Source organism: Brevundimonas sp. (assembly GCF_019636155.1).
Lineage (GTDB): Bacteria > Pseudomonadota > Alphaproteobacteria > Caulobacterales > Caulobacteraceae > Brevundimonas.
On record NZ_JAHBYB010000010.1, the window covers coordinates 71,481 to 91,286 of the forward strand.

Consider the following 19,806-nt stretch of genomic DNA (forward strand, 5'->3'; position numbering starts at 1 on the left):
GTGGCCTATATCGGACAATCGACAGCGGCGATGATCCGCGTTCCGTCTATCGTCACGGCCGATTGGCAGATAGCCTCGTCACATGGACCTTAGGGATGTCGATCTGAATCTTCTGGTCGTGCTGGATGTCGTGCTCGAGGAGCGCAAGCTCGTCAGCGCGGCGCGCCGGCTCGGCATGGCCCAGCCCTCGGTCTCGGGCGCGCTCGACCGGTGTCGCAAGCTGTTCGGTGATCGTCTCCTCGTGCGCGCCGGCCGGGGGATGGAACTCACCGCGCGCGGACAGGCACTACGCGAGCCGATCCGCGCGTTGCTGACACAGGCTCGCGCTGTGATTGGCGCCCCGCCTGATGAACTGGCCACGGTGGAGCGCACGGTCCGCATCGTTTCCACCGATATTCCCGCGCTCACGCTGCTCCAGATCCTGTGGGAGCAGACCCGACGCACCGCGCCGGGCATCAGCCTGGTGCTGCTGCACTGGCGCGAGAGCGAGGACGTTATCGATGCGCTCGCGCGCGACCAGGCCGACGTCGCCATCTCGGTTCTGCCGCAGGCCGGCAGCGGATTCGTGCGCACCGAACTCTATGTCGAGCGCTATTGCGTCGCCATGCGGCGCGGGCATCCGGCGGCGCAGGACTTCGATCTCGACCGCTGGCTCGCTTTTCCGCACGTCGTCCTTTCGGCGCGCGGGAGCCGCCGCACGCCGCTCGACGACCAGCTCGCGCTGCTCGGACGCAGGCGGCGGGTCGGGATCACCGTGCCGAGTTTCCTGATGGTGCCGCCGCTGCTGCTGGCCAGCGACCTCATCGCCATGCTGCCGCGCGCGTGCATGCATCACGAACCCGAGCTGCACTATTGCGAGCCGCCGATCGCGGTCGAGGGTTTTCCGCTGCACCTCGCCGTCGCCAATCGCGCGCAGGGCGACGTCGCCGTCGCCCATGTCGCAGCGCTGATCCGCGACCATTTTCCCGGTCAGCCCTGAGGATCCGCCATGCGCCTGCCGCCGATCCCGCCCAATGATCTTTCACCGGAGGTGCGTGCCCTGCACGACGCGATCGTCGAGCGCATGGGACGAAGCCTGTCGGCCTTCGCCTCGCAGGACGCGGACGGCGCGCTGATCGGTCCGTTCCCGGCGCTGCTGCACTTCCCGCGGTTCGGCGCGCCGGCGTTCGCGTTTCTCGACTCGCTGGTCGGAGGCGCGACCCTGCCGGAGACGGTGCGGGAGGTGGTGATCCTGGCGGTCGGCGCGCGCTTCAAGGCGCGATACGAACTCTATTCCCACGAGAAGATGGCGGTGGAGGCAGGATTGCCGAGACCGTTGATCGCGGCGATCGCCGCCGGCCAGCGTCCGCCGGATCTCGACGAGATGCAGGCTGCCGCTTTCGACTTCGTGACGGCGGCGACCGGCGGCGGCTCGGTGCCCGCCTCGACCTACGAACAGGCACGAGCGCTGTTTGGCAACGAAGGTGTGGGCGAACTCGCATTCTTGGTCGCCAGCTACACCGTGATCTGCATTCTGCTGAACGCGTTCGACGTGCCGGTTCCCGAGAACTGATCCAGTCACGCCGCTCCGCACGCAATCCCAGGGTGAGTTCCGCGCGCATTCGGGCAGGGTCGCCGCGCGTGCCGACCTACGTCGGCCAGGACGCCAGCGCCTGTTCCGCCACCGCGTGCAGCAGCGCGCGGCAGCCCCCGGCCTTGGCTTGCACCGCGATCCCCTGGCTGACCGTCATGACGTAGGCGGCCAGCACGGCGGGGTCCGCGGCCTCGGGCAAATCACCCTCCGCCTTGGCGCTTTCGAAGCGCTCGCGGAAGCGCTGCTGGCCGGCTGCGCGAAACGCAACCAGCGCTTGGCGCACCGGCTCGGCCTCTTCGCCGCCCGCCATTGCTCCATTGATGCCCAGACAGCCGGTGCGATCCTCAAAACGCGTATTGAGCTCGACCGTGCTGCGCAGGAAGTGCGCCGCGACGTCACGCGCCGTAGGCAGCTCGAGCGCCTCGGGAATATAGTGGAGATACAGCTCCTCATAGCGGGCCAGCGCCTTGCGGAAGAGCGCTTCCTTGTTTCCGAACGCCGAATAGAGCGCCGGCCGCTCCACGCCGGCCGCATCGACCAGATCGGCATAGGACGTGCCTTCATAGCCCTTTCGCCAGAAAACCGGGAGCACGGCGTCGAGCACTTCCACCTCATTGAACTCACGACGACGTCCCATCAGGTCGGCTCCCCACTTTTCATAACGGTCATTACTAAACCGCTTGACTCTGTTTGTCCAGATTCCGTAACAGTCATTATCGTAATGTCCGTTATGTTATCGGATGGCCGGGGTTGGCTCACTGGCGCGATGGTCAGCAGGAGTGAAAATGACAGACAATTTCAACGCCCGGTCGACCGCCGACGAGGTCCTCGCCGGTATCGATCTTTCGGGAAAGCGCTACCTTATCACGGGCATCTCGTCGGGGATCGGGCTGGAGACGGCGCGGGCGCTGGTCGCGCGCGGCGCCAGCGTCGTCGGCGCGGTGAGAGACATCGCAAAGGCGGAGGCGGCGACGGTGCCGGTCCTTAAGGAGGCCGAAACCGCCGGCGGCAGCCTCGAACTGATCGAGCTCGACCTTGCGTCGTTGGCGAGTGTTCGGGCCGCCGCGGACAGGCTGCTCGCCGACGGCCGCCGGTTTGATGCCATCATCGCCAATGCCGGCATAATGGCAACGCCCGCTGGCAGGACCGCCGACGGCTTCGAGACGCAGTTCGGGACCAACCACCTCGGCCACTTCGCGCTCGTCACCCGGATCGAGCCGTTGTTTGTCGACGGCGGCCGCCTCGTGGTGCTGTCGTCGCAGGCGCATCGCGTCGCGGACGTGGATCTGGACGATCCCAATTTCGAGCGGCAGGAATACGAGCCGTTCGTCGCTTATGGCCGGTCGAAAACGGCCAATGCGCTGTTCGCCGTCGAGTTCGACCGCCGCCATCGAGCCCGCGGCATCCGCGCGGCCGCGGTCATGCCCGGCAACAGCCTGACCGACCTTCCCCGCAACTTCAGCGAAGAGGAGCTGAACGGCCTGTTCCAGACCGTGGGCAATGCGCGCGCCGAGGCGGGGCTGCCGCCAGCGGAACTGAAGGACGTCGGTCAGGCGGCCGCGACGACGGTCTGGGCCGCGGTCGTTGCAGACGGAGACGAGATCGGCGGTAGGTATCTCGAAGATGTCCGTGTTGCGACAGTCGACGACACGCCCAACCCCTTCGCCGATGGCGTGCGCTCCTATGCGCTCGATGAGGGAAAGGCGCGGCAGCTCTGGGCCAGGAGCGAAGCGCTGGTCGGGGCCGCATGACCACCATCGGCATCATCGGCGCGGGCGAGGTCGGCAGTCATATCGCGCGTGCGGCGATCGCCAGCGGCTATGAGGTCGTGCTCGCCAACTCGCGCGGGCCCGAGACGTTGGCCGATCTCGTCGAACAACTCGGTCCGGCGGCGCGCGCTGCCACGGCGGCGGAAGCCGCTGCCGCCGGCGATTTTGTCGTCGTCGCGGCGCCGCTCAAGCTGGTCAACGACATGCCGGCTGATGCGCTCGCGGGCAAGGTCGTGATCGACACCAACAACTATATGCCGTGGCGCGACGGCAACTACGGAATCGTCGACTCGGGCGAGAAGACCGAGCACGAGCTGCGGCAGGAGCAGCTCCCCGCTTCGAAGGTGGTGAAGGCGTTCACCCACATCCAGGCGCCGCGGATTCTGACCTGGGGTAAACCCTCCGGGGCACCCGACCGGCTGGCGCTGTCCGCGTCCAGCAACTTTCCCGAGGCCGTCGCGATCGTCGCGCGGCTCTACGACCAGTTCGGCTTCGACAACGTCGACAACAGCCCTCTCAGCGAATCCTGGCGGACCCGCCCGGGCCAGCCCGCCTGGAAGCAGAGTGCTCAGACCCGAGCCGAGCTGGTCGCCAATCTCGCCCGCGCGCACCGCCCCGGACAACCGTCAAGCTGAGAATCCAGCAAGCTTCCACCTGACCGATCAATGGAGATAACAATGTCGAACCCAGACCTGCGCGATTTCTACGATCGCTACATTGCCGCCCTGAATGCCAGGGACTTCGATGTCATGGACACATTCATCCATGACGAGGTCACCCTCAATGGCAAGCCGGCCACCCGCGAGGACATCCTCGCGGTGCAGCGGGAAGAGGCCGGCGCGGTTCCAGACCTTCACTGGGAGCTGACGAACCTCATCATCGACGGCGACCGGCTCGGCGCGCAGCTCGTGAACACTGGCACCCCGGCCAAGACCTTCGTTGGTGTCGAGCCGACCGGCGCCTCGTTCGAGGTCGTCGAATATGCCGTCTATCAGGTGATCGACGGCCGCTTCAAGCACATGGCGGCGATCCATGATGCCGAGGCGGTCGCCCGGCAGCTGAGCGCCTGACGATGGCGCTGTTCTCACCGCCCCGAAAGCCGTCCAGCCCGCTCGCGTCGATGCGCGGCGACCATGCCGGCGTGCGCGTGCCCGATTTCGACGCAGCCGTTGCCTGGTACACCGAGAAGCTCGACTTCCGGCTGACCGCCACCACCGAGGCGGTCGGGTTGAAGTGGGGCTTCCTCGCGCCGCCGGACGACGACGATTTCCAGATCGAGATCGCGGCTGGCCCCGGCGCCGTCGACCGCCCGGGAGCGGGGGAGATCGAGGCCTCACTCGGTCAGCGGGGCTGGCACCATCTCTGCCTCAAGGTCGACAGCATCGAGGACACGCTTGCCGAGCTCGGGCGGCGCGGCGTGACGATCGTCGCCGGCCCACTCGAATATGAGCCGATCCGGCGACGCGGCGGCTTCTTCGCCGATCCCTGGGGCAACCTCATCGAGATCATCCAGGACGCGTGAGCGTCGACAGGAGAGCCGCAGTGGCGAACCCAGACTCCACCGACCGGCGCGATATGATCCGGCAGTTCTTCCGCTATGCCGATGCCGCCGATACCCGCGTCCTTGACCTGTACACCGACGATATCCGGTTGACCTATCCCAAGTTCGGCACGGCGATCGGCAAGGAGGCAGTGCGCACCTTCACGATCCGCATGGCGAAGGTGCTGCGCAGGCTCGAGCACGACATCGACGGCCTGTCCTTCATCGAAGCCGGCGACACGATCGCGGTCGAGGGGCGCGAGTGGGGCGAGACGTCAGACGGCACGCCGTTCCCGGACGGCGAGATCTCCCAGGGCTTGTTTTGCAACGTCTTCGAGTTCGACGGCGACCTGATCCGTGCCGTGCGCATCTATGTCGACCCGGATTTCACCAACAAAGACACGGCGCTGATCGCCGCGCTGAGCTGAGCGCCGTAACGCCATTCAACGATCAAGCTTCACGAGGAATTTCGCATGACGAGGAAGACCAACCGCCAGTTCACGCTCGCCGCCCGCCCCCAGGGCCAGGCCAGGCTCAGCGACTTCGAGCTCGTGGAAAGCGCGATCCCGTCGCCGAAGGACGGCGAGGTGCTCTTTCGCAACACGCTGTTCTCGATCGATCCCTATCAGCGCAACCTGATGGGCAACGGCTCGTCCGAATGGCCGGTCATCGAGATCGGCGATCCGATGGGCGGGCCGACGGTGGCGGTGGTCGAGGAGAGCCGCAACCCGGACTTCGCGGTGGGCGATCACGTCCAGACCTGGACGGGCTGGCAGGACTATGCGGTGTCGGACGGCTCCGACCTTCGCAAGCTCGATCCGAATATCGCGCCCCTCTCGACCGCGCTCGGGCCTCTCGGCCTTACCGGTTTCACCGCCTGGTACGGCATGACCAAGGTCCACGACTTCAAGCCCGGCGGCACGCTGGTCGTCACCGGTGCGGCGGGATCGGTGGGCTCGACCGCGGCGCAGCTCGGCAAGCTGCGGGGCTTTCGCGTCGTCGGTGTAGCCGGCGGACCGGAGAAGGTGGCTTTCCTCAAGCGCGAGCTCGGCCTGGATGAAGCGATCGACTACAAGGCCGACGACCTTGAGCAGCAGGTTGCCCGCGCACTGCCCAACGGCATCGACGCGTTTTTCGAGAATGTCGGCGGCCCGCTTTTCCCGGTGCTGATGGAGCATTTCAACACTGACGCGAAGATGACGCTCTGCGGGACCATCGCCGATTACAGCGACACCGAGCTGCCTAAGGGCACCAACTATCTGCCTCGGATGATCACGCTGATCCACTACCGCTTCGTCAGCATCAAGGCGTTCGCGACGCCTTACGTGCTGGACACGTTTCCAGAATTCCTCGCGGAAATGACGCCGTTGGTGACGAGCGGCAGGATCATCTACGGCGAGGAATTCATCAAAGGCTTCGAGAGCCTGCCCGAAACCTTCCTGAAGCTTTTCGACGGCAGCCACAGCGGCAAGAAGCTGATTGTCCGGGCCGACTGATCCGCCGTCGAGCGCTTGCTTCATCTAACACACTCGCGGCTCGCACGCCGCCAATACCGGAGATCATCCATGACTGACCTCAACGGCAAGCGCGCCCTGGTGACGGGCGGTTCGCGCGGCATCGGCGCGGCGATCGCGGTCGAGCTGGCTAACCAGGGCGCAGATGTCGCCTTCAGCTATCAGAACGACGCCGACAGCGCGGCGGACATCGTCCGACAGATCGAAGCGAAAAGGCGGCGGGGCTTTGCGGTCCAGGCCGACAATGCTGATCCAGCAGCGGTGAAGCGTCTCGTCGCAGAAGCGGTCGCGAAGCTCGGCGGTCTGGACATCCTGGTGAACAACGCCGGAACCGCGCGTACCGGCACGATTGCCGAGCTAAGCCTCGACGACATCGATACCCTCCTGCATATCAATGTCCGCGGCGCCGTGCTGGTGGCGCAGACCGTGATCCCGCACCTGCCCGAGGGCGGTCGCATCATCTTCATCGGCTCGAACATCGCCGAGCGCGTTCCGTTTCCGCAGCTGACGATGTACGCGGTGACCAAGTCGGCGCAGCTTGCCCTCACGCGCGGGCTCTCCCGCGAGCTTGGGACCCGCAACATCACCGTCAACCTCGTCCAGCCCGGGCCGATCAGGACCGACCTTAACCCCGCCGATGGAGCGCTCAACGACGTCAATATCGACTTCACTGCGCTCAAGCGTGTCGGCCAGCCACATGAGATCGCATCGGTCGTGAGCTTCCTTGCGAGCCCCGCGGCCGGCTTTATGACTGGGTCCGCCATCACGGCGGATGGCGGTTTCAATGCCTGATGCAAGGCGGGCCCTCCGGTTCGTGTCCGTGCGCTGGAGTTGCCGATCGACGGAGTCGACATTGGCTTGGGGAGCCACTCGGCACCGTATGGCCTATAAAGACCGTCGCGAAGGGACTTAGGCCGTGGCAACGACCACTTTTGATGTTTCCCGAACACTCGTCCAATGGTCGGAGAAGGTCGAGGATGTCCTTCGTGCAACCCTGCCGGATGCTAGGCCGCAGGAGCTTAAGCGCGCATGCCGCGTGTTCGAAGCGGAAAGCCGGCGCCTGCAGGCGGAGGGCGCGTTCCGCTCGTTCGTCGCTATTCTAAGTCACGTCTGATTGTAGCGCCTCGACGCGAAAATCAGACGGCGTAGTGCCAACTATGCTTCGGAAGGCAACGCTGAACGCTGAGGCACGCGCGTATCCAACTCTCCGAGCGACCTCGGCTACCTGCAGATCAGTCTCAAGCAGGAGGGCACGAGCGGTCTTCATTCGTTCCTCCATGATAAACGCGTGGGGAGACAGCCCTGAGGTGGTGCCGCCTATTTGGACAGGTTTGGGGCTAAATTAAGCTCATCCGTGTTGTCGTTCACGCCGCCATTCTGGTCATCAGATCATGGGGGGCATGCCCCCCATGATCTGAAGCGTCGATTTGCCCATATGCCTCGGCCGGGGTTTTGCCCGCAAGGCGCGAATGAGGGCGGTGATGGTTGTAATAGTCAAACCAACGCCCCAAGCCCGCGCGCAGTTCGGAACCGGCCTCGAAGGCGTGCAGGTAGACGCATTCATATTTCACCGATCGCCACAGCCGCTCGATGAAGACGTTATCCATCCAGCGGCCCTTGCCATCCATGCTGATCTTGACGTCCGCCGCGCGCAGAACGCCGGTAAAGGCCTGGCTGGTGAACTGGCTGCCTTGATCGGTGTTGAAGATTTCCGGCTGACCATAGCGGGCCATGGCCTCTTCCAGCGCCTCGACGCAAAATGCAGCGTCCATGGTGTTGGATAATCGCCAGGCCAGCACCTTGCGGCTCGCCCAATCCATGATCGCAACGAGGTAAAGGAACCCCCGGCGCATGGGCAGATAGGTCACGTCCGCGCACCACACATGGCCCGGCCGCGCGATCTCCAGATCGCGCAGCAGATAGGGATAAATCCGATGCTCCGGGTGCGGATCGCTCGTGCGCGGGCGCTGGTAGATCGCCACCAGTCCCATCTTCGCCATCAGCCGTCGTACCCGGCGGCGGCCCACCGCATGCCCAAGCCGCTGCAGGTGCCGCGCCATCTGCCGGCTACCATACCATGGGCAGTCCATGAACACCTCGTCGATCAGGCGCGTCAGCGCCAGCGTCTCCGCGCTCTGGGGTGCCGGGGCGTAGTAATACGAGGACCGGCTGATCGACAGCAGGCGGCATTGCCCCGCGATCGACAGGTGTGGGTGAGCAGGCTCGATCAGTGATCGCCTCTGGCCCGCGCTCATCGACCGGAGGCTTTCGCTAAAAAATCGCGTTCCACCAGCAATTGCCCGATCTTGGCGTGCAGCTTCTCGATTTCCGCTTCGGCTTCGGCCTTCGACGGCTGATCCCCGCCGTCGAACAGGCTTGCCATCCCTTCCATCACCTGACGCTTCCACGCCCCGATCATCGTATGGTGGACCCCGTGCTTGGCGGCCAACTCAGCCAGCGTCAATTCGCCCCGGATCGCCTCCATCGCTACCTTCGCCTTGAAATCCGCGCTGTAGCGCTTTCTCGTCTTCTTCATTCCCGTCCGTTCCTCACGTCGGGATGAGCTTAACACCCTGTCCTGTTTTCTGGCACCACCTCACCCAGTCCGCTTCCTAAACAGTCGAGAAAAGTGGAACTTGCTCACACAAGCTACCGACGCAAGCTCGTCTAGGGTGAGATTCTCGGCATACCGCATTCGAATTAGGTCCACGGCGCGCAATAGGCGCTTGTCGGTGATGCCTTCCTGCCCTGCGAAATGGGTCAGAGGATCAATCCTGCCGTGCATCAACATTAGATGCATCGCTAGCCAGCATACGCACGACTCTGCATAAATTTCCGGAGCACCGCGTCGCATGCCGGAAATTAGGCTGCTTACCACGCCCGTCACCGCCGCATCCGCAAAAATAGGCTTCGCGCTTGCGATGTTCGCGCCATGAGCGCCCGATATTCGCAGCTGGTCAGATGCCGCTGCAAGAATTGCTTGAGATATATAGAGGCTGGTGGCTTCCAGTGCTGTTTGGGCGCTCCACCGGAGCCGATCCGTGTCACCGGGCGCCGTAACGCCGATTGTGCCACGGCGGACTTTTGAACCGCGCCACTTCCCGGCTGAGAACACTTCGGCGTAATGCGTCGGGCCTAACGCTACTGCGAGACGGAGATCTGGCGACGGCGTCCCACTTAGCTCGATCTCACCCGCAGTCCATCGCCGGCGTTCGACCAGCAGAGAGCGCCATCCTACGGCCCGGCTCGTTTCCAAGACGACACCACCGAGTGCATTCTGACACGCCAGGCTAGCTGGATCATACATCTTCGAAGCTTCCAATCGACAACAATGGACTGATCTTCGCAACGCTAGCGAGCATGAGGTCGATATACGACATCTTGCTCAAGTTTTCCGAGGACTTGCCCTTTTTCCCGCGCATCGGGTGATTTTGTCGCTGGCCTGCATTCTAACGGATGTGTCGCCTTCCGGAAAACTGGGGTGCGGGAAGGCAAGGACGAGGGGGTGGAGCATACCGCCGTGTCGCGTCTTGATGAGGAGATGGATCTTGATTTTTTATGACGCCAAGCAACCTGGACCGAACCCGACCACTGTCCGCCTTTTTGTACTTGAGCGTGGAGGGCTTTCTTTCGATGTGGAGACTATTGACCTTGCCGCACTAGAGAACCGCCGTCGTCCGTATCTCGAGAACGTAAACGCTCGCGGAGAATTACCAGCCCTCCGGTTGGATGATGGTCGTGTGATTACCGAGATAACGGCGATCTGCGGCTACTTCGATGAAATCGCTCAAGGTGGCCGGCACCTGTGCGGCAACTCGCCCATTGAGCGCGCTGAGGTGCACATGTGGACTCGGCGAATGTACTTGGAGATAATTTCCCATTTCGTTGCATGGTTCCGAGGGTCGGACATCGCGGTCGAAGCCTATCGGGGCAACCGAATCCTTCAGCTTGAAGCCATGCACTCAAACCGGCTGATCGCCGAACGCGGGCTCAACATGCTCGACGATGAGATGGCGGAAAAGGCCTTCATTGCGGGCGAGAATTTGAGCATGGCGGATATCATTCTATACGGCTTTATGGCTGCGGCCGGGCCAGAGACGCCATGGCTAAACGTGCCGCAACGGCCCTCGGTGGGCGGTTGGTACGACCGTATGTCTGCGCGGCCTGCCGCCAAACAAATGCTGAAACCCTTTGGATCTCGCGTAGAGCTAGCGGCGCAATAACGCCAATCGCAGCTCTTCGGTCGTCAGCCGGCCTTAGGCTCATCAAGTAGGCGGTCGAATCGGCCGCCGGGGTCGCGATCACCGACCTTTTGCTTTCGCGCCTCGCACCGGTTGTATCACCTTGACCACGCTCAGCGTGCGCTCGTGTCCATCGCGATCTGGCCAGAGTATTGAGTCACCTTCGCGCAAGCCGATGAGCCCGGCGCCGACAGGAGTGAGTACGGAGATCCGGTTCGCAGCAATATCGGCCTCGGCAGGGTAGACAAGTTCGACGGTACGACGGGTGCCGGTTGCCTGATCGACAAACTCGACCGTCGAACGCATGGTAACGACGTCAGGAGGAATGTCCTCGGCGGTGTGAATCCTGGCGCGTTCGATCTCGGCCATCAACAGGCGGCTAACATCTGACTGGCGGGCGTGGGCACGCATTCCGAGATCGGACAGCGCATCGGCTTCGGTGTCGATCATATGAATGGGAGGGCGCGCGGCAGCTTTAACAAGGGTCATGACGAAGGCTCGTAGTGTGAGGGTTGCGAACGCTGGCGAGGCGTGGCGGATCGGGCTATGCCCTTACCCCGAACCCAGCACGCGAACGTCCGGACCCGGGGCTAACAGCCCGACATGAGCTGGCACCCGCGATTGCAGAATCGGACGTGAGCCTTCGACGCTTGCATAACCAAGCGACCATGGGCTGCGGCCCTAGCCCCGTCAATCGCCCCGCGAGCCTCAGAGCGATGTGTTACGTAACCCGGTGAACCCGATTTGGCTGAGAACGGCGAGCGCACGGCCTTAGCTGACCAGCATTCTGAGTCCCGCGGAGCTGATCAGCATCAGGAGCAACATGGCGAAGACGTGATCCCACATGCAGAGGCTCGTACGCGAAACTGGCTGTCGCGTGACCAGCGCCACCCCAACGAGAACGAGCGCGGATGCAGCAAACATTAAATGCACGAAGAACAGGAAAAGAAAGGGCGGCCGATGATCGAGCGCAAAGGTTGGTGCGCAGAGTAGGAGGATCAATCCGACTTGCCCGCAAAACGCGCGGAGGTGTATCCGCGAGCGGCTATCCTGCTCACGCAACAACCTCATCCACCGGAATCGCGTGACCGCTTCCCACATGGTCGGCGAGTGCCCTATCATTGCTCCAAGGCTCGCCGGTCACGGCCGCGCGAGGCCAATGCAACGAACGGTAGCTCGACCGACATCAGGATGGCGTATGATCGGGCCAAACCGCGCAAATATTGCGTTAGGGCAGATTAGCTTCGTCTAAGATCTTCGCTTTCAGTCTTTCTCGTCCTGAGATCCATTAAGCCGACCTCGATCTCCAGCTAGAGGTTCTTGTGGAGCCTCGGTTACAGACCGATCTTTGGCTTTGTTGATGAGCCGAGACTTCGCGAGCGTGTCGAGCTTCGCCATTATGCCTCGTGTGACTTGGCGTCGCCGTACGAACAACGCCACTAGCGACACGAGCAAAGCGAAGCGCGCGAGCATGAGGATCCAGTCGCCGACATCAGCGTGAAAGCTGTTCACCGCCATGGACGGCGACCAAGGAAGGAGCGCCCGCTTCGTTTCCCCGGGATCAGAACGTAGATGATCCCGAGCGCAAGAAACCAAAGCAAGGCGACCGCGCGCAACGGCGTCGCGGCCGCTGGTATATGATGAGCCGCCACGAGCAGGCCGATCAGGCCTGAGACGCCGATGATCTTAACGGCCGCGGAAAGAATGCTGAGGGGCGGCATCCTATAGCACCCTGGGCGAGGTCGGTGCAAAAGCCCTTATGAGCCGAAGGAAGCTCAGGCGGCGGCGCGCAGCATGGGTTGACGGGGCGATCACTCCACCGCTCCTTGACGGCCTTCGGCCTGGGCATAGGCGAGCAGAACTGACGCCTCTGGCGAGAGGGTCTCCGGCCGCCATATTGCGTAGACCGCAGCGTGAGGCTCCGGAGCGCTGATCGGTCGGTAGATGACGCCGGGGTAATAAACGCCTAGTGCGCAAGAGCGTGTCAGCGCGATCCCGAACCCCAATCCTACGAGATGCATGAGAGTGTCGCGATGGACCTGGGTTGGAATGATCAACCGTGGCCGGCCTTCGAGTATTGTCGCTATTTCGTTCGCCGTGCGGATGACGCGCGTTTCATCGATCGCCATCAGAAACGTTTCGCATCTGAGTGCTTCGCGACGAAGGGCGTGGTGACCGGCGAGCCGATGACCCTCCGGCAAGGCTACTACGATCGTCTCGTTCCAGCAGTGCTCGGACACGATGGACGCTTTATCCACCCGCTCTTGTATGAAAGCGACGTCAATTGTTCCGCGCGCAACTTGATCGGCGATATCGTCGCCGTCACCCTCGACAAAACGTACATCTATTGCTGCTTCTGTTTTTTGGAGCCGAGCGAGCACGTTTCGAAGTGGGCCATAGCTCAGGGAGGCGTCCAGTCCGATCCGAAGCGATGCCGATGTGCTGCCGCCGGTGAAATGACTGCAAGCGTCGCGCAGGCTATGTGAGAGCCTCTTTTGAGGCCCACCGGAAGGGGCGGACAACTTGAGAAAGCGGCGATTTTTGCTTGGCTCAAACGTTGTAGGGCGTGTTCCAACTGGTCTATCGCTACGTGGAATGCCTTCGGCTTTTTCGCTCGCGGGGACCGGCGGTCGGCGCTCCGGGCGAAGCAACAGGCGTGCTGCAATCAAGAGCACTGCCAAGAAGATGATGAAGACGGACGCGCCAGACATTGGTCATTCCGTGAAACCGAGCGGACGGTCAATCGAAGCCGCGACGTTGATCGAAGTTCGCTTGCTCTCAGGTTGATCGCGGCTGCTCCAATCATGTTTGCGATTTTTTCAGGCGGAGCGTTCCTCCGATCCGCGGTCTTTTGTTGCTTTGCGCCTGTCCCGGCGGCTCGCCAGAAACAGCTTTACGCGGAGGTAGATGTTCAACCACAGCAACCCGCCGATGATGAGCAGGAGCATCAGGAGGCCTTCTGGATTCATCATTGTGCCTCATCGTGCTCCCCGCAGCAGAACATGGTTGCTGGCGCGCGGCGGGCGCGGAGACACCGATGATGGATTGGCGGGCGCCACGGTCCATCTCATTGCGTGCGAGGCCTTCTCGGAGGGAATGTGGAGAGGGTTCGCCGGAGAGCGCCTCGGTAGCTCGATCTGATCAAAGATGTGGCGACCGAGCACGAGCAAGGCGCTGCCCGCGCTCATGCCGACGAAGCCCAACGCCGCCAGAAGCATCTCAAAGGGCGTGGCTTCATGCAGCGGAAGCACATGGACAAGTGCGTACAGGCGGCTCAACGCAAGTGCGGCAATGATCACGCCCAGCAAGCCCGCTAGTCGTAACCCTGCATTCCTTGCATCAGTTGCTGCGATTGGCATGCCGCCCTCCATGGTGGCGGCAATCCAACTAAAGGCACGATCATAAAGATTCGAGATCAGATTTTCGGGCTAGACGTAAAGATGGTGTATATATGCGCCTTACTTCCTAAGTCGGCAGCCGTGAGGTATGCCGCGTCTTTGGCCTTAAGTAGTGTGGGCTATAGCCATCCAGTTTTTCGGAAGCGCCGGTAGAGTGTAAGGCATATCACGGCGATGATCGACATAACCGCAGGGTAGCCATAGACGGAATGCAACTCGGGCATATGCTCGAAGTTCATCCCGTAAATGCCAGCCAAGGCAGTCGGCACGGCCAGGATCGCCGCCCATGCCGCCAGTTGGCGGGTGATGGCGCCAGTGCGTTGTTGCTCCATCAGATTGCTGAACTCGAAAACGGAAGTCAGCACCTCGCGGAGACCAGTGTTCATCGTCTCCACCCGCCGCACGTGATCCAGCACATCGCCGAAATAGTGGCGAGCCTCGGCATCGATGCAAGGATGGTTGGTCTGAGCTAACTTACGGGCCACCTCCTCCATGGGTATCAGGATGTGTCCAAAGCGAGTGAGCTGACGCCGAAGCGTGAATATTCGGGCGATCTCGGTTCGACCCAAGAAGGCGTCGAGCGTGCGCTGCTCCATAGCCGAGACTTCTTCCTCGAGCGACTCGACCAGTGGAATGTACCCGTCGACGATGAAATCCAGCACTGCGTGCAACACATAGTCCGTGCCTTGGCCGAGGAGATCTGGCGACTCTTCCAGGTGCTTGCGCAGCGGAAGGTGTGATCGGGTTGAGCCTTGCCGCACCGTGATGATGTGACTGTGACCGAGGAACACGGCGGTCTGTCCGTAGGCAATGACGCCGTCGTCCAGTTGCGCGGTGCGCGCGATCAGGAACAACTGATCGCCGTAGATATCGACCTTCGGCAACTGGCCGTCTTTGAGCGAGTCTTCTACCGCGAGTGGGTGAAGATTGTAGAGGGCCTGTAATGCCATGACGTCCTCCGCGCATGGGTCCGACAAGCCTATCCAAACGAACTCGGAGCGATCCGTCGGGCAATCAACCCGTTCGCCGATGTCGACCTCGCGAATCCGACGACCGTCGCGGTAGAGATACGCTGCGATGACTGGCATCAGTCCTCTTTCTGTATGAGGAGGTGCGGCCCGAGCTTAGTCGCCCGACCTGCAGTCGTCATCGCGATGACCGACGATTGTGTGCGGCTACAGCGCTTGTGACGTCGGGCTGATTGGCTCGCCGTGGTTCTAAGCGGCGCGGACATTGCGGTCGATGCCGGCTTGGGGAGCACCTCTGGTCGGGGCTTGACCTCGCTCTCGGCGGCCGGCGGTAAAATCATGTTCGACCGATTGGATGACTCGCCTCGACGTCTCGCGCAGCCAACTCGCGGCGCGTTGCATATCGCGCGGCGAGATCGAGATGAAGTCTCTTGACCGCTACATCTGAAGCGTTGGCCGCTAACTCCAGTTCCTGTGCCGCCCGGCGGGCGAAATATGCTTCGTCCGATACCGGATCGACGCTCTTCGCGTTGGTGCTCCGGACCGAGGAAGCAGTCTCCGATGGGCTGGCGGGGACGGGCTCTTCTTCAGCCGCCATGGCGGCGCAACCAGGCCCGTGCAGCCTCTTCGTCGCCAGCCGCGAAATGACGGGCTTCCATCTTGAGCAGCGGATCGAAGAGGTTGGTGAGGCGACTTATCCAGTCGGGCCCGCCGACGAGCGCATATCGCTCGATATGGCGTAACAGTCCGATCTTCAGTTCGAGCAGCCTCGTATCAACGAGCAGCGACGGCTCGAAGCCGTCGTAGTGACGGACGATGCCGAGGAGACGGCGACCGCCCCCGCCGCTGAACGCGGCCGAAAGCCTCTCGGCGAGATTGCGCGCATCCGCGCTGGTGATGCGCCCGTCGATCTCGAAGGTGAAAATATCGGAATCACCGTTCTCTAAGACCCGCAGGCTTTCAGGATGCGCGCAATCGACGTCACCGCGAACCCAGGCGAGGGCGTGCTCCCGACGATCGGGCGTATAGGACTGATAGCTGACATAGGGCAGCAAGGCGTTTTCGATCCGGGCGGCGTTACGGATCCAAGCCTGGTCGCTGACGATGGCGATCCGTCCGAATTGTCTGAGCCGTGCCAAGTAGCGGAACGCATTGCCAAGATCGCTACGCCACGCCTCCGAGGACATGCCCTTGAAGTTGCGGACTTCCGCGAAGACATGGACGGTGTCGCCGCGCTCAAGCGCCGTATCAAGCTGCCGCATGGCGGTTTCGACGTCAGCTTTCTCGATACGGCCGTCGGTGGCCAATTCGATGACAGTTTCATTCTGATTTTCGGCCATGATCTGGTCCTTGCGGATTGTCGGATTGATCCGGTTGTTCAGCCTCAGCTATGACGTGCCTCGGCGGCCTCCAGGCCGGACAAGCGGTATCCGACCTGCAATTCCGTCAGGAGGTGCTGGGGCTGCGACGGCTCCTCTTCGAGCTTTTGCCTGAGCTGCGCCATGTAGATGCGGAGGTAATGGGCGCGTTCTGAGTATCCGGGACCCCACACCTCCATAAGCAGTTGGCGGTGGGTTAGCACCTTGCCGTGGCCACGGACCAACGCCGTCAGAAGTCGAAACTCGTTGGGCGTGAGATGGACGGGTATGCCCGCGCGCGCAACTTCGTGCGTGGCAAGATTGATGGTGACCGACCCGAACTTGGCTACGGGCGACGCTGCGCCGCCGTTCGATACGGTGCCGGCGCGCCGCAGTTGTGCCCGCACTCGCGCCAGGAGTTCGGGCACGCCAAACGGCTTGACCAGATAGTCGTCGGCGCCGGCGTCAAGCGCCTCCACCTTTTCGGTTTCCTGCTCGCGCGCGGATAGTACGAGAACGGGCGCTGACATCCAGCCGCGCACTTCCCGGATCAGCGTCTTGCCGTCGCCGTCGGGTAGTCCGAGATCGACGATCATCAGGTCGGGCTTGCGACTGCCCGCATTCAGCCGCGCCTCTTCGGCCGTCGCCGTCTCGAAGACATTCATGCCCTCTTTTTCCAGCGCCATGCGGATAAAGCGCCGAATATCGGCTTCGTCTTCAACGATCAGAATGCGCGGCTTGATCATGGATCGGTTCACTTTCGATCGCAGGCGGCGTCCCAAGCGGCAGTCGTATCTCGAACGCAGCTCCGTTTGGTTTGCGCTGTTCGGCTCGGATGCTTCCGCCGTGAGCCGTGATGATACTGCGGCAGAGCGCGAGCCCCAATCCAACGCCGGCGACCGACGACTCCTTCTGCCCGCGCGCGAACGGCTCGAAGAGCATTTCCGGATCCCGCACGGGGAGCCCGGGGCCATTATCTTCAACGATAAGATACATGGTGTCCGCCGTAGCACCGGCCCGAACGTTTATCGTGCTATCGCGCGGCGTATACTTGGCGGCGTTGTCGAACAGATTGATAAGAACGCGCTCGATGAGCGTGGCATCGGCCTCTATGAGCGGAAGATCCGCCGGCAGATTGGTGCGAACCTTGCGAGGTTCGAGGATCGCGCGCGATTGTAACACGGCGCTGCCGACGATCTCGCTCAAGGAATTCCATTCCTTGTTGAGCCGCACGCCTTCGCTTTGCATGCGTGCCAGGTCGAGCAGGTTGGCAACGAGGCGCTTGAGCTCGTCGGCCTGAACCCGGATCGAGCGCGCCAGGTCACTGCGATCTTCGACTGGAAGCTCTTTGCGATGCTCGAGCGTCTCGGCCAGGCCGCGGATCGCGGTCAGCGGCGTCTTGAGGTCGTGCGATACGGCCGACAGCAGCGCGTTGCGGAGCTTCTCACCCTCCATCCGGACCAGGGTTTCCTGTGCGACTTCCATGAAGTGGATGCGCTCGAGCGTGAGGCCAATGGTCGAGCAGCAGGCATCAAGCAGACGGCGATCGTCCGGATCGTCGGGCAGCGGCGCGCCGACCGGCACGACCGCCAGCACTCCGCGCATGGCCATCGACGCTTTCAGGGGAAGGTACAGGGCGTGGGCGGCGCTCAAGGTCTGAGTGCCAAGGCCCGCTTGTTGTCCATGATCGAAAGCCCATTGTGCGGTCGATGTATCGACAAGGCCGGGGTCCTCGGTAGGCATCAAGCGCTCGTTCTTGTCGGGAACCAGGAGGATGATCCGCGCTTCGAACAGTGGTGTCAGCGCTTCCCGGCAAATCGCGACAACTTGGTCAATCTTGATCGCGCTTGAGAGGTCGCGGGCGATCCTGGCCAAGGCCGACGCCCGTCGTTCTCCGGCACGGGCTACACGAGCTTCCGATCGGAGGCGCGCCGCGAGTTGGCTGATCACGACTGCGACTACCATCATAAGCGCGAAAGTGAATATGTATTGCGTGTCGGTGACCGCGAACGAGAGCTTCGGCTCGACGAAGAAGAAGTCAAAGCAGCCTACCGAAAGCAGGGACGCCCACGCCCCGGCGAGGCGGCCGAGTCGCAAGGCGATGAACACGGTCGTCACCAGGAAAAGCATGACGACGTTGGAAAGATCGAAAAAGCCTACGAGCTGGGAGGCGAGGAAGGTCGCCGCGCCGCATGCGAGCGTGGCGATGCCAAGCGCCGCGATCTGCGTCTGCGGCTCCTCCGGTATCCAACGAACTCGGCGGGTCGCCCGGACTTCGTCAACGCTCAGCAGCAGGAGCCCAATTTCCGGATTGGCGCGGGCAAGCCGTTCCTGCAATCGACGTTTGAACGTAAATATGCGTCGGCGAGCTGTGTTTCCGATGATGAGCTTGGTGGCGTTGCGCTTTCGAGCATAGTCGAGGATCGCCTCGGTAATGTCTTGGCCAGGGACATTTGCAAACTCCGCGCCGGCTGATTGGGCCGTCTTCGCGATGACGAGCAGCGCCTCGCGGGATCGCGCGTCATTATTTTGATAGGGCTGATCGACGTGGACGACGATCCATTTGGCCTGAAGCCGCTGGGCGAGGCGCCCGGCTTCACGGACGAGCTTTTCCTGGGACCGATCCGCGCTGACGCAGACCATGAGCAATTCCTGCGTCGGCCAGACCGTCTTGATCGCGTGCGAGACGCGGTAGGTCCGGACATCGGCGTTGACCCGGTCGGCGACGCGGCGGAGCGCAAGCTCGCGTAGCGCGATCAGATTGCCGCGGCGGAAGAAGTTCTGACGCGCGCGCTCGATTGACACGGGCAAGTAGACCTTGCCGGCGTTCATGCGGGCGAGCAGATCGTCCGGCGGCAGATCGACCAGCACGACATCGGTCGCGGAATCGAAAATGCGATCGGGTACGGTTTCACGGACGCGAATGCCGATAATGCCGCCGACGATGTCGTTGAGGCTGTCGAGGTGCTGTACGTTGAGCGCGGTGTAGACATCGACGCCGGCGTCGAGCAGCTCTTCGACATCTTGCCACCGCTTGGCATGGCGGCTGCCGGCGACGTTCGTGTGGGCAAGCTCGTCGACCACCAGCAGCTTGTAGTCGGACGCCAGGGCGCCATCGAGATCGAACTCGGTGACAGGCCTGCCATTACCCGGCAACGTCTTGCGCGGGAGAATGGCAAAGCCGTCGATCAGCGCCTCGGTTTCCTTGCGGCCGTGCGTCTCGACGATGCCGATTCCGACGCGCACGCCCTCAGCCTGAGCCTGCCGCGCCGCTTGAAGCATCGCAAAGGTCTTCCCCACCCCAGCGCAGGCCCCGAAGAAAATCTTGAGCTGTCCGCGTTTGGAGTGCTCTGCGTTACCTCTTACGGCCTCCAGAAGAGCGTCCGGATCAGGTCGCTGATCGTTCATCGTCTACTGCCTCACGCCAGTGCCGCACGCCGTTCGT

Annotated in this window: 22 protein-coding genes; 10 read left to right on the plus strand and 12 right to left on the minus strand. The window is 62.5% G+C overall.

Going from position 1 to position 19,806, the window contains the following annotated elements:
* Positions 1-82 precede the first annotated feature (82 nt).
* On the plus strand, positions 83-979 hold the full coding sequence (locus tag KF910_RS11445; protein ID WP_099957399.1) for a LysR family transcriptional regulator: 897 nt from the start codon (positions 83-85) through the stop codon (positions 977-979).
* Positions 980-988: 9 nt separating this feature from the next.
* Positions 989-1,552, plus strand: a complete 564-nt coding sequence (locus KF910_RS11450) for a carboxymuconolactone decarboxylase family protein (RefSeq protein WP_099957400.1) — start codon at positions 989-991, stop codon at positions 1,550-1,552.
* A 76-nt stretch (positions 1,553-1,628) separates the two neighbouring features.
* Here KF910_RS11450 and KF910_RS11455 read toward each other — a convergent pair whose 3' ends face one another.
* Entirely contained in the window at positions 1,629-2,210 is a 582-nt protein-coding gene (locus KF910_RS11455) for a TetR/AcrR family transcriptional regulator (protein WP_099957401.1), read from the minus strand.
* A 148-nt stretch (positions 2,211-2,358) separates the two neighbouring features.
* Between KF910_RS11455 and KF910_RS11460 the strand changes: the two genes are divergently transcribed.
* From KF910_RS11460 to KF910_RS11490, 7 genes are all read left to right on the plus strand, one after another.
* On the plus strand, positions 2,359-3,324 hold the full coding sequence (locus KF910_RS11460; protein ID WP_099957402.1) for an SDR family NAD(P)-dependent oxidoreductase: 966 nt from the start codon (positions 2,359-2,361) through the stop codon (positions 3,322-3,324).
* A complete protein-coding gene (locus tag KF910_RS11465; protein WP_099957403.1) occupies positions 3,321-3,977 on the plus strand; it encodes an NADPH-dependent F420 reductase in 657 nt (218 codons plus the stop codon). Before KF910_RS11460 ends, KF910_RS11465 begins: the two co-directional genes overlap by 4 nt.
* A 42-nt stretch (positions 3,978-4,019) precedes the next feature.
* Positions 4,020-4,412: an ester cyclase gene (locus KF910_RS11470; RefSeq protein WP_099957404.1), complete on the plus strand. Its 393-nt coding sequence runs from the start codon at positions 4,020-4,022 to the stop codon at positions 4,410-4,412.
* Between the two features lie 2 nt (positions 4,413-4,414).
* Positions 4,415-4,864: a VOC family protein gene (locus tag KF910_RS11475; protein ID WP_099957405.1), complete on the plus strand. Its 450-nt coding sequence runs from the start codon at positions 4,415-4,417 to the stop codon at positions 4,862-4,864.
* A gap of 20 nt (positions 4,865-4,884) precedes the next feature.
* Positions 4,885-5,310 (plus strand): nuclear transport factor 2 family protein, encoded by a 426-nt coding sequence (locus tag KF910_RS11480; protein WP_206289432.1) that lies wholly within the window; start codon positions 4,885-4,887, stop codon positions 5,308-5,310.
* A 45-nt stretch (positions 5,311-5,355) separates the two neighbouring features.
* A complete protein-coding gene (locus KF910_RS11485) occupies positions 5,356-6,378 on the plus strand; it encodes an NADP-dependent oxidoreductase (protein ID WP_099957406.1) in 1,023 nt (340 codons plus the stop codon).
* A gap of 69 nt (positions 6,379-6,447) precedes the next feature.
* A complete protein-coding gene (locus tag KF910_RS11490; RefSeq protein ID WP_099957407.1) occupies positions 6,448-7,188 on the plus strand; it encodes an SDR family NAD(P)-dependent oxidoreductase in 741 nt (246 codons plus the stop codon).
* A 307-nt stretch (positions 7,189-7,495) separates the two neighbouring features.
* Here the strand turns inward: KF910_RS11490 and KF910_RS14325 are convergent, their stop codons facing one another.
* The 3 genes from KF910_RS14325 to KF910_RS14330 all read right to left on the minus strand — a co-directional run bounded on the left by KF910_RS14325 (position 7,496) and on the right by KF910_RS14330 (position 9,703).
* The gene (locus tag KF910_RS14325) at positions 7,496-7,717 is read right to left on the minus strand and encodes a helix-turn-helix transcriptional regulator (protein ID WP_416354705.1); all 222 of its coding nucleotides are present in this window, start codon (positions 7,715-7,717) and stop codon (positions 7,496-7,498) included.
* Between the two features lie 43 nt (positions 7,718-7,760).
* A protein-coding gene (locus KF910_RS11495; RefSeq protein ID WP_292262996.1) for an IS3 family transposase occupies positions 7,761-8,932 on the minus strand; the annotation gives its coding sequence in 2 pieces (ribosomal slippage) (positions 7,761-8,668 and positions 8,668-8,932; 1,173 coding nt in all).
* 60 nt (positions 8,933-8,992) lie between these two features.
* Positions 8,993-9,703, minus strand: coding sequence for an AraC family transcriptional regulator (locus tag KF910_RS14330; protein ID WP_416354706.1), 711 nt, complete (start codon positions 9,701-9,703; stop codon positions 8,993-8,995).
* A gap of 241 nt (positions 9,704-9,944) precedes the next feature.
* On the opposite strand from KF910_RS14330, the gene KF910_RS11500 reads away from it, so the two are divergent.
* Complete coding sequence (locus KF910_RS11500; RefSeq protein WP_165080823.1) at positions 9,945-10,619, plus strand: glutathione S-transferase family protein; 675 nt, start codon at positions 9,945-9,947, stop codon at positions 10,617-10,619.
* Between the two features lie 78 nt (positions 10,620-10,697).
* Here the strand turns inward: KF910_RS11500 and rnk are convergent, their stop codons facing one another.
* From rnk to KF910_RS11540, 8 genes are all read right to left on the minus strand, one after another.
* A complete protein-coding gene (rnk, locus tag KF910_RS11505) occupies positions 10,698-11,126 on the minus strand; it encodes a nucleoside diphosphate kinase regulator (protein WP_099957410.1) in 429 nt (142 codons plus the stop codon).
* Positions 11,127-12,448: 1,322 nt separating this feature from the next.
* Positions 12,449-13,348, minus strand: a complete 900-nt coding sequence (locus tag KF910_RS14335; protein ID WP_099957412.1) for a LysR family substrate-binding domain-containing protein — start codon at positions 13,346-13,348, stop codon at positions 12,449-12,451.
* A gap of 108 nt (positions 13,349-13,456) precedes the next feature.
* Positions 13,457-13,585, minus strand: a complete 129-nt coding sequence (locus KF910_RS11515) for a hypothetical protein (protein ID WP_275298328.1) — start codon at positions 13,583-13,585, stop codon at positions 13,457-13,459.
* Positions 13,586-13,615: 30 nt separating this feature from the next.
* Complete coding sequence (locus KF910_RS11520) at positions 13,616-13,945, minus strand: hypothetical protein (protein WP_123834561.1); 330 nt, start codon at positions 13,943-13,945, stop codon at positions 13,616-13,618.
* Positions 13,946-14,154: 209 nt separating this feature from the next.
* Positions 14,155-15,123 carry a magnesium and cobalt transport protein CorA gene (locus tag KF910_RS11525; RefSeq protein ID WP_099957413.1) on the minus strand — a complete coding sequence of 323 codons (969 nt, stop codon included), beginning with the start codon at positions 15,121-15,123 and terminating at the stop codon, positions 14,155-14,157.
* 467 nt (positions 15,124-15,590) lie between these two features.
* Entirely contained in the window at positions 15,591-16,343 is a 753-nt protein-coding gene (locus KF910_RS11530) for an STAS/SEC14 domain-containing protein (RefSeq protein WP_099957414.1), read from the minus strand.
* Positions 16,344-16,387: 44 nt separating this feature from the next.
* Positions 16,388-17,107: a response regulator gene (locus KF910_RS11535; protein ID WP_099957415.1), complete on the minus strand. Its 720-nt coding sequence runs from the start codon at positions 17,105-17,107 to the stop codon at positions 16,388-16,390.
* Positions 17,079-19,769: a sensor histidine kinase gene (locus tag KF910_RS11540; RefSeq protein WP_099957416.1), complete on the minus strand. Its 2,691-nt coding sequence runs from the start codon at positions 19,767-19,769 to the stop codon at positions 17,079-17,081. Before KF910_RS11540 ends, KF910_RS11535 begins: the two co-directional genes overlap by 29 nt.
* Positions 19,770-19,806 lie beyond the last annotated feature (37 nt).

Bases quoted from the DNA above. Each gene is read 5' to 3' on its own strand.
- KF910_RS11445 (WP_099957399.1), top strand. From the start codon at position 83: ATGGACCTTAGGGATGTCGATCTGAATCTTCTGGTCGTGCTGGATGTC.
- KF910_RS11450 (WP_099957400.1), top strand. From the start codon at position 989: ATGCGCCTGCCGCCGATCCCGCCCAATGATCTTTCACCGGAGGTGCGT.
- KF910_RS11455 (WP_099957401.1), bottom strand. From the start codon at position 2,210: ATGGGACGTCGTCGTGAGTTCAATGAGGTGGAAGTGCTCGACGCCGTG.
- KF910_RS11460 (WP_099957402.1), top strand. From the start codon at position 2,359: ATGACAGACAATTTCAACGCCCGGTCGACCGCCGACGAGGTCCTCGCC.
- KF910_RS11465 (WP_099957403.1), top strand. From the start codon at position 3,321: ATGACCACCATCGGCATCATCGGCGCGGGCGAGGTCGGCAGTCATATC.
- KF910_RS11470 (WP_099957404.1), top strand. From the start codon at position 4,020: ATGTCGAACCCAGACCTGCGCGATTTCTACGATCGCTACATTGCCGCC.
- KF910_RS11475 (WP_099957405.1), top strand. From the start codon at position 4,415: ATGGCGCTGTTCTCACCGCCCCGAAAGCCGTCCAGCCCGCTCGCGTCG.
- KF910_RS11485 (WP_099957406.1), top strand. From the start codon at position 5,356: ATGACGAGGAAGACCAACCGCCAGTTCACGCTCGCCGCCCGCCCCCAG.
- KF910_RS11490 (WP_099957407.1), top strand. From the start codon at position 6,448: ATGACTGACCTCAACGGCAAGCGCGCCCTGGTGACGGGCGGTTCGCGC.
- KF910_RS14330 (WP_416354706.1), bottom strand. From the start codon at position 9,703: ATGTATGATCCAGCTAGCCTGGCGTGTCAGAATGCACTCGGTGGTGTC.
- rnk (WP_099957410.1), bottom strand. From the start codon at position 11,126: ATGACCCTTGTTAAAGCTGCCGCGCGCCCTCCCATTCATATGATCGAC.
- KF910_RS14335 (WP_099957412.1), bottom strand. From the start codon at position 13,348: ATGTCTGGCGCGTCCGTCTTCATCATCTTCTTGGCAGTGCTCTTGATT.
- KF910_RS11515 (WP_275298328.1), bottom strand. From the start codon at position 13,585: ATGCTCCTGCTCATCATCGGCGGGTTGCTGTGGTTGAACATCTACCTC.
- KF910_RS11525 (WP_099957413.1), bottom strand. From the start codon at position 15,123: ATGCCAGTCATCGCAGCGTATCTCTACCGCGACGGTCGTCGGATTCGC.
- KF910_RS11530 (WP_099957414.1), bottom strand. From the start codon at position 16,343: ATGGCCGAAAATCAGAATGAAACTGTCATCGAATTGGCCACCGACGGC.
- KF910_RS11535 (WP_099957415.1), bottom strand. From the start codon at position 17,107: ATGATCAAGCCGCGCATTCTGATCGTTGAAGACGAAGCCGATATTCGG.
- KF910_RS11540 (WP_099957416.1), bottom strand. From the start codon at position 19,769: ATGAACGATCAGCGACCTGATCCGGACGCTCTTCTGGAGGCCGTAAGA.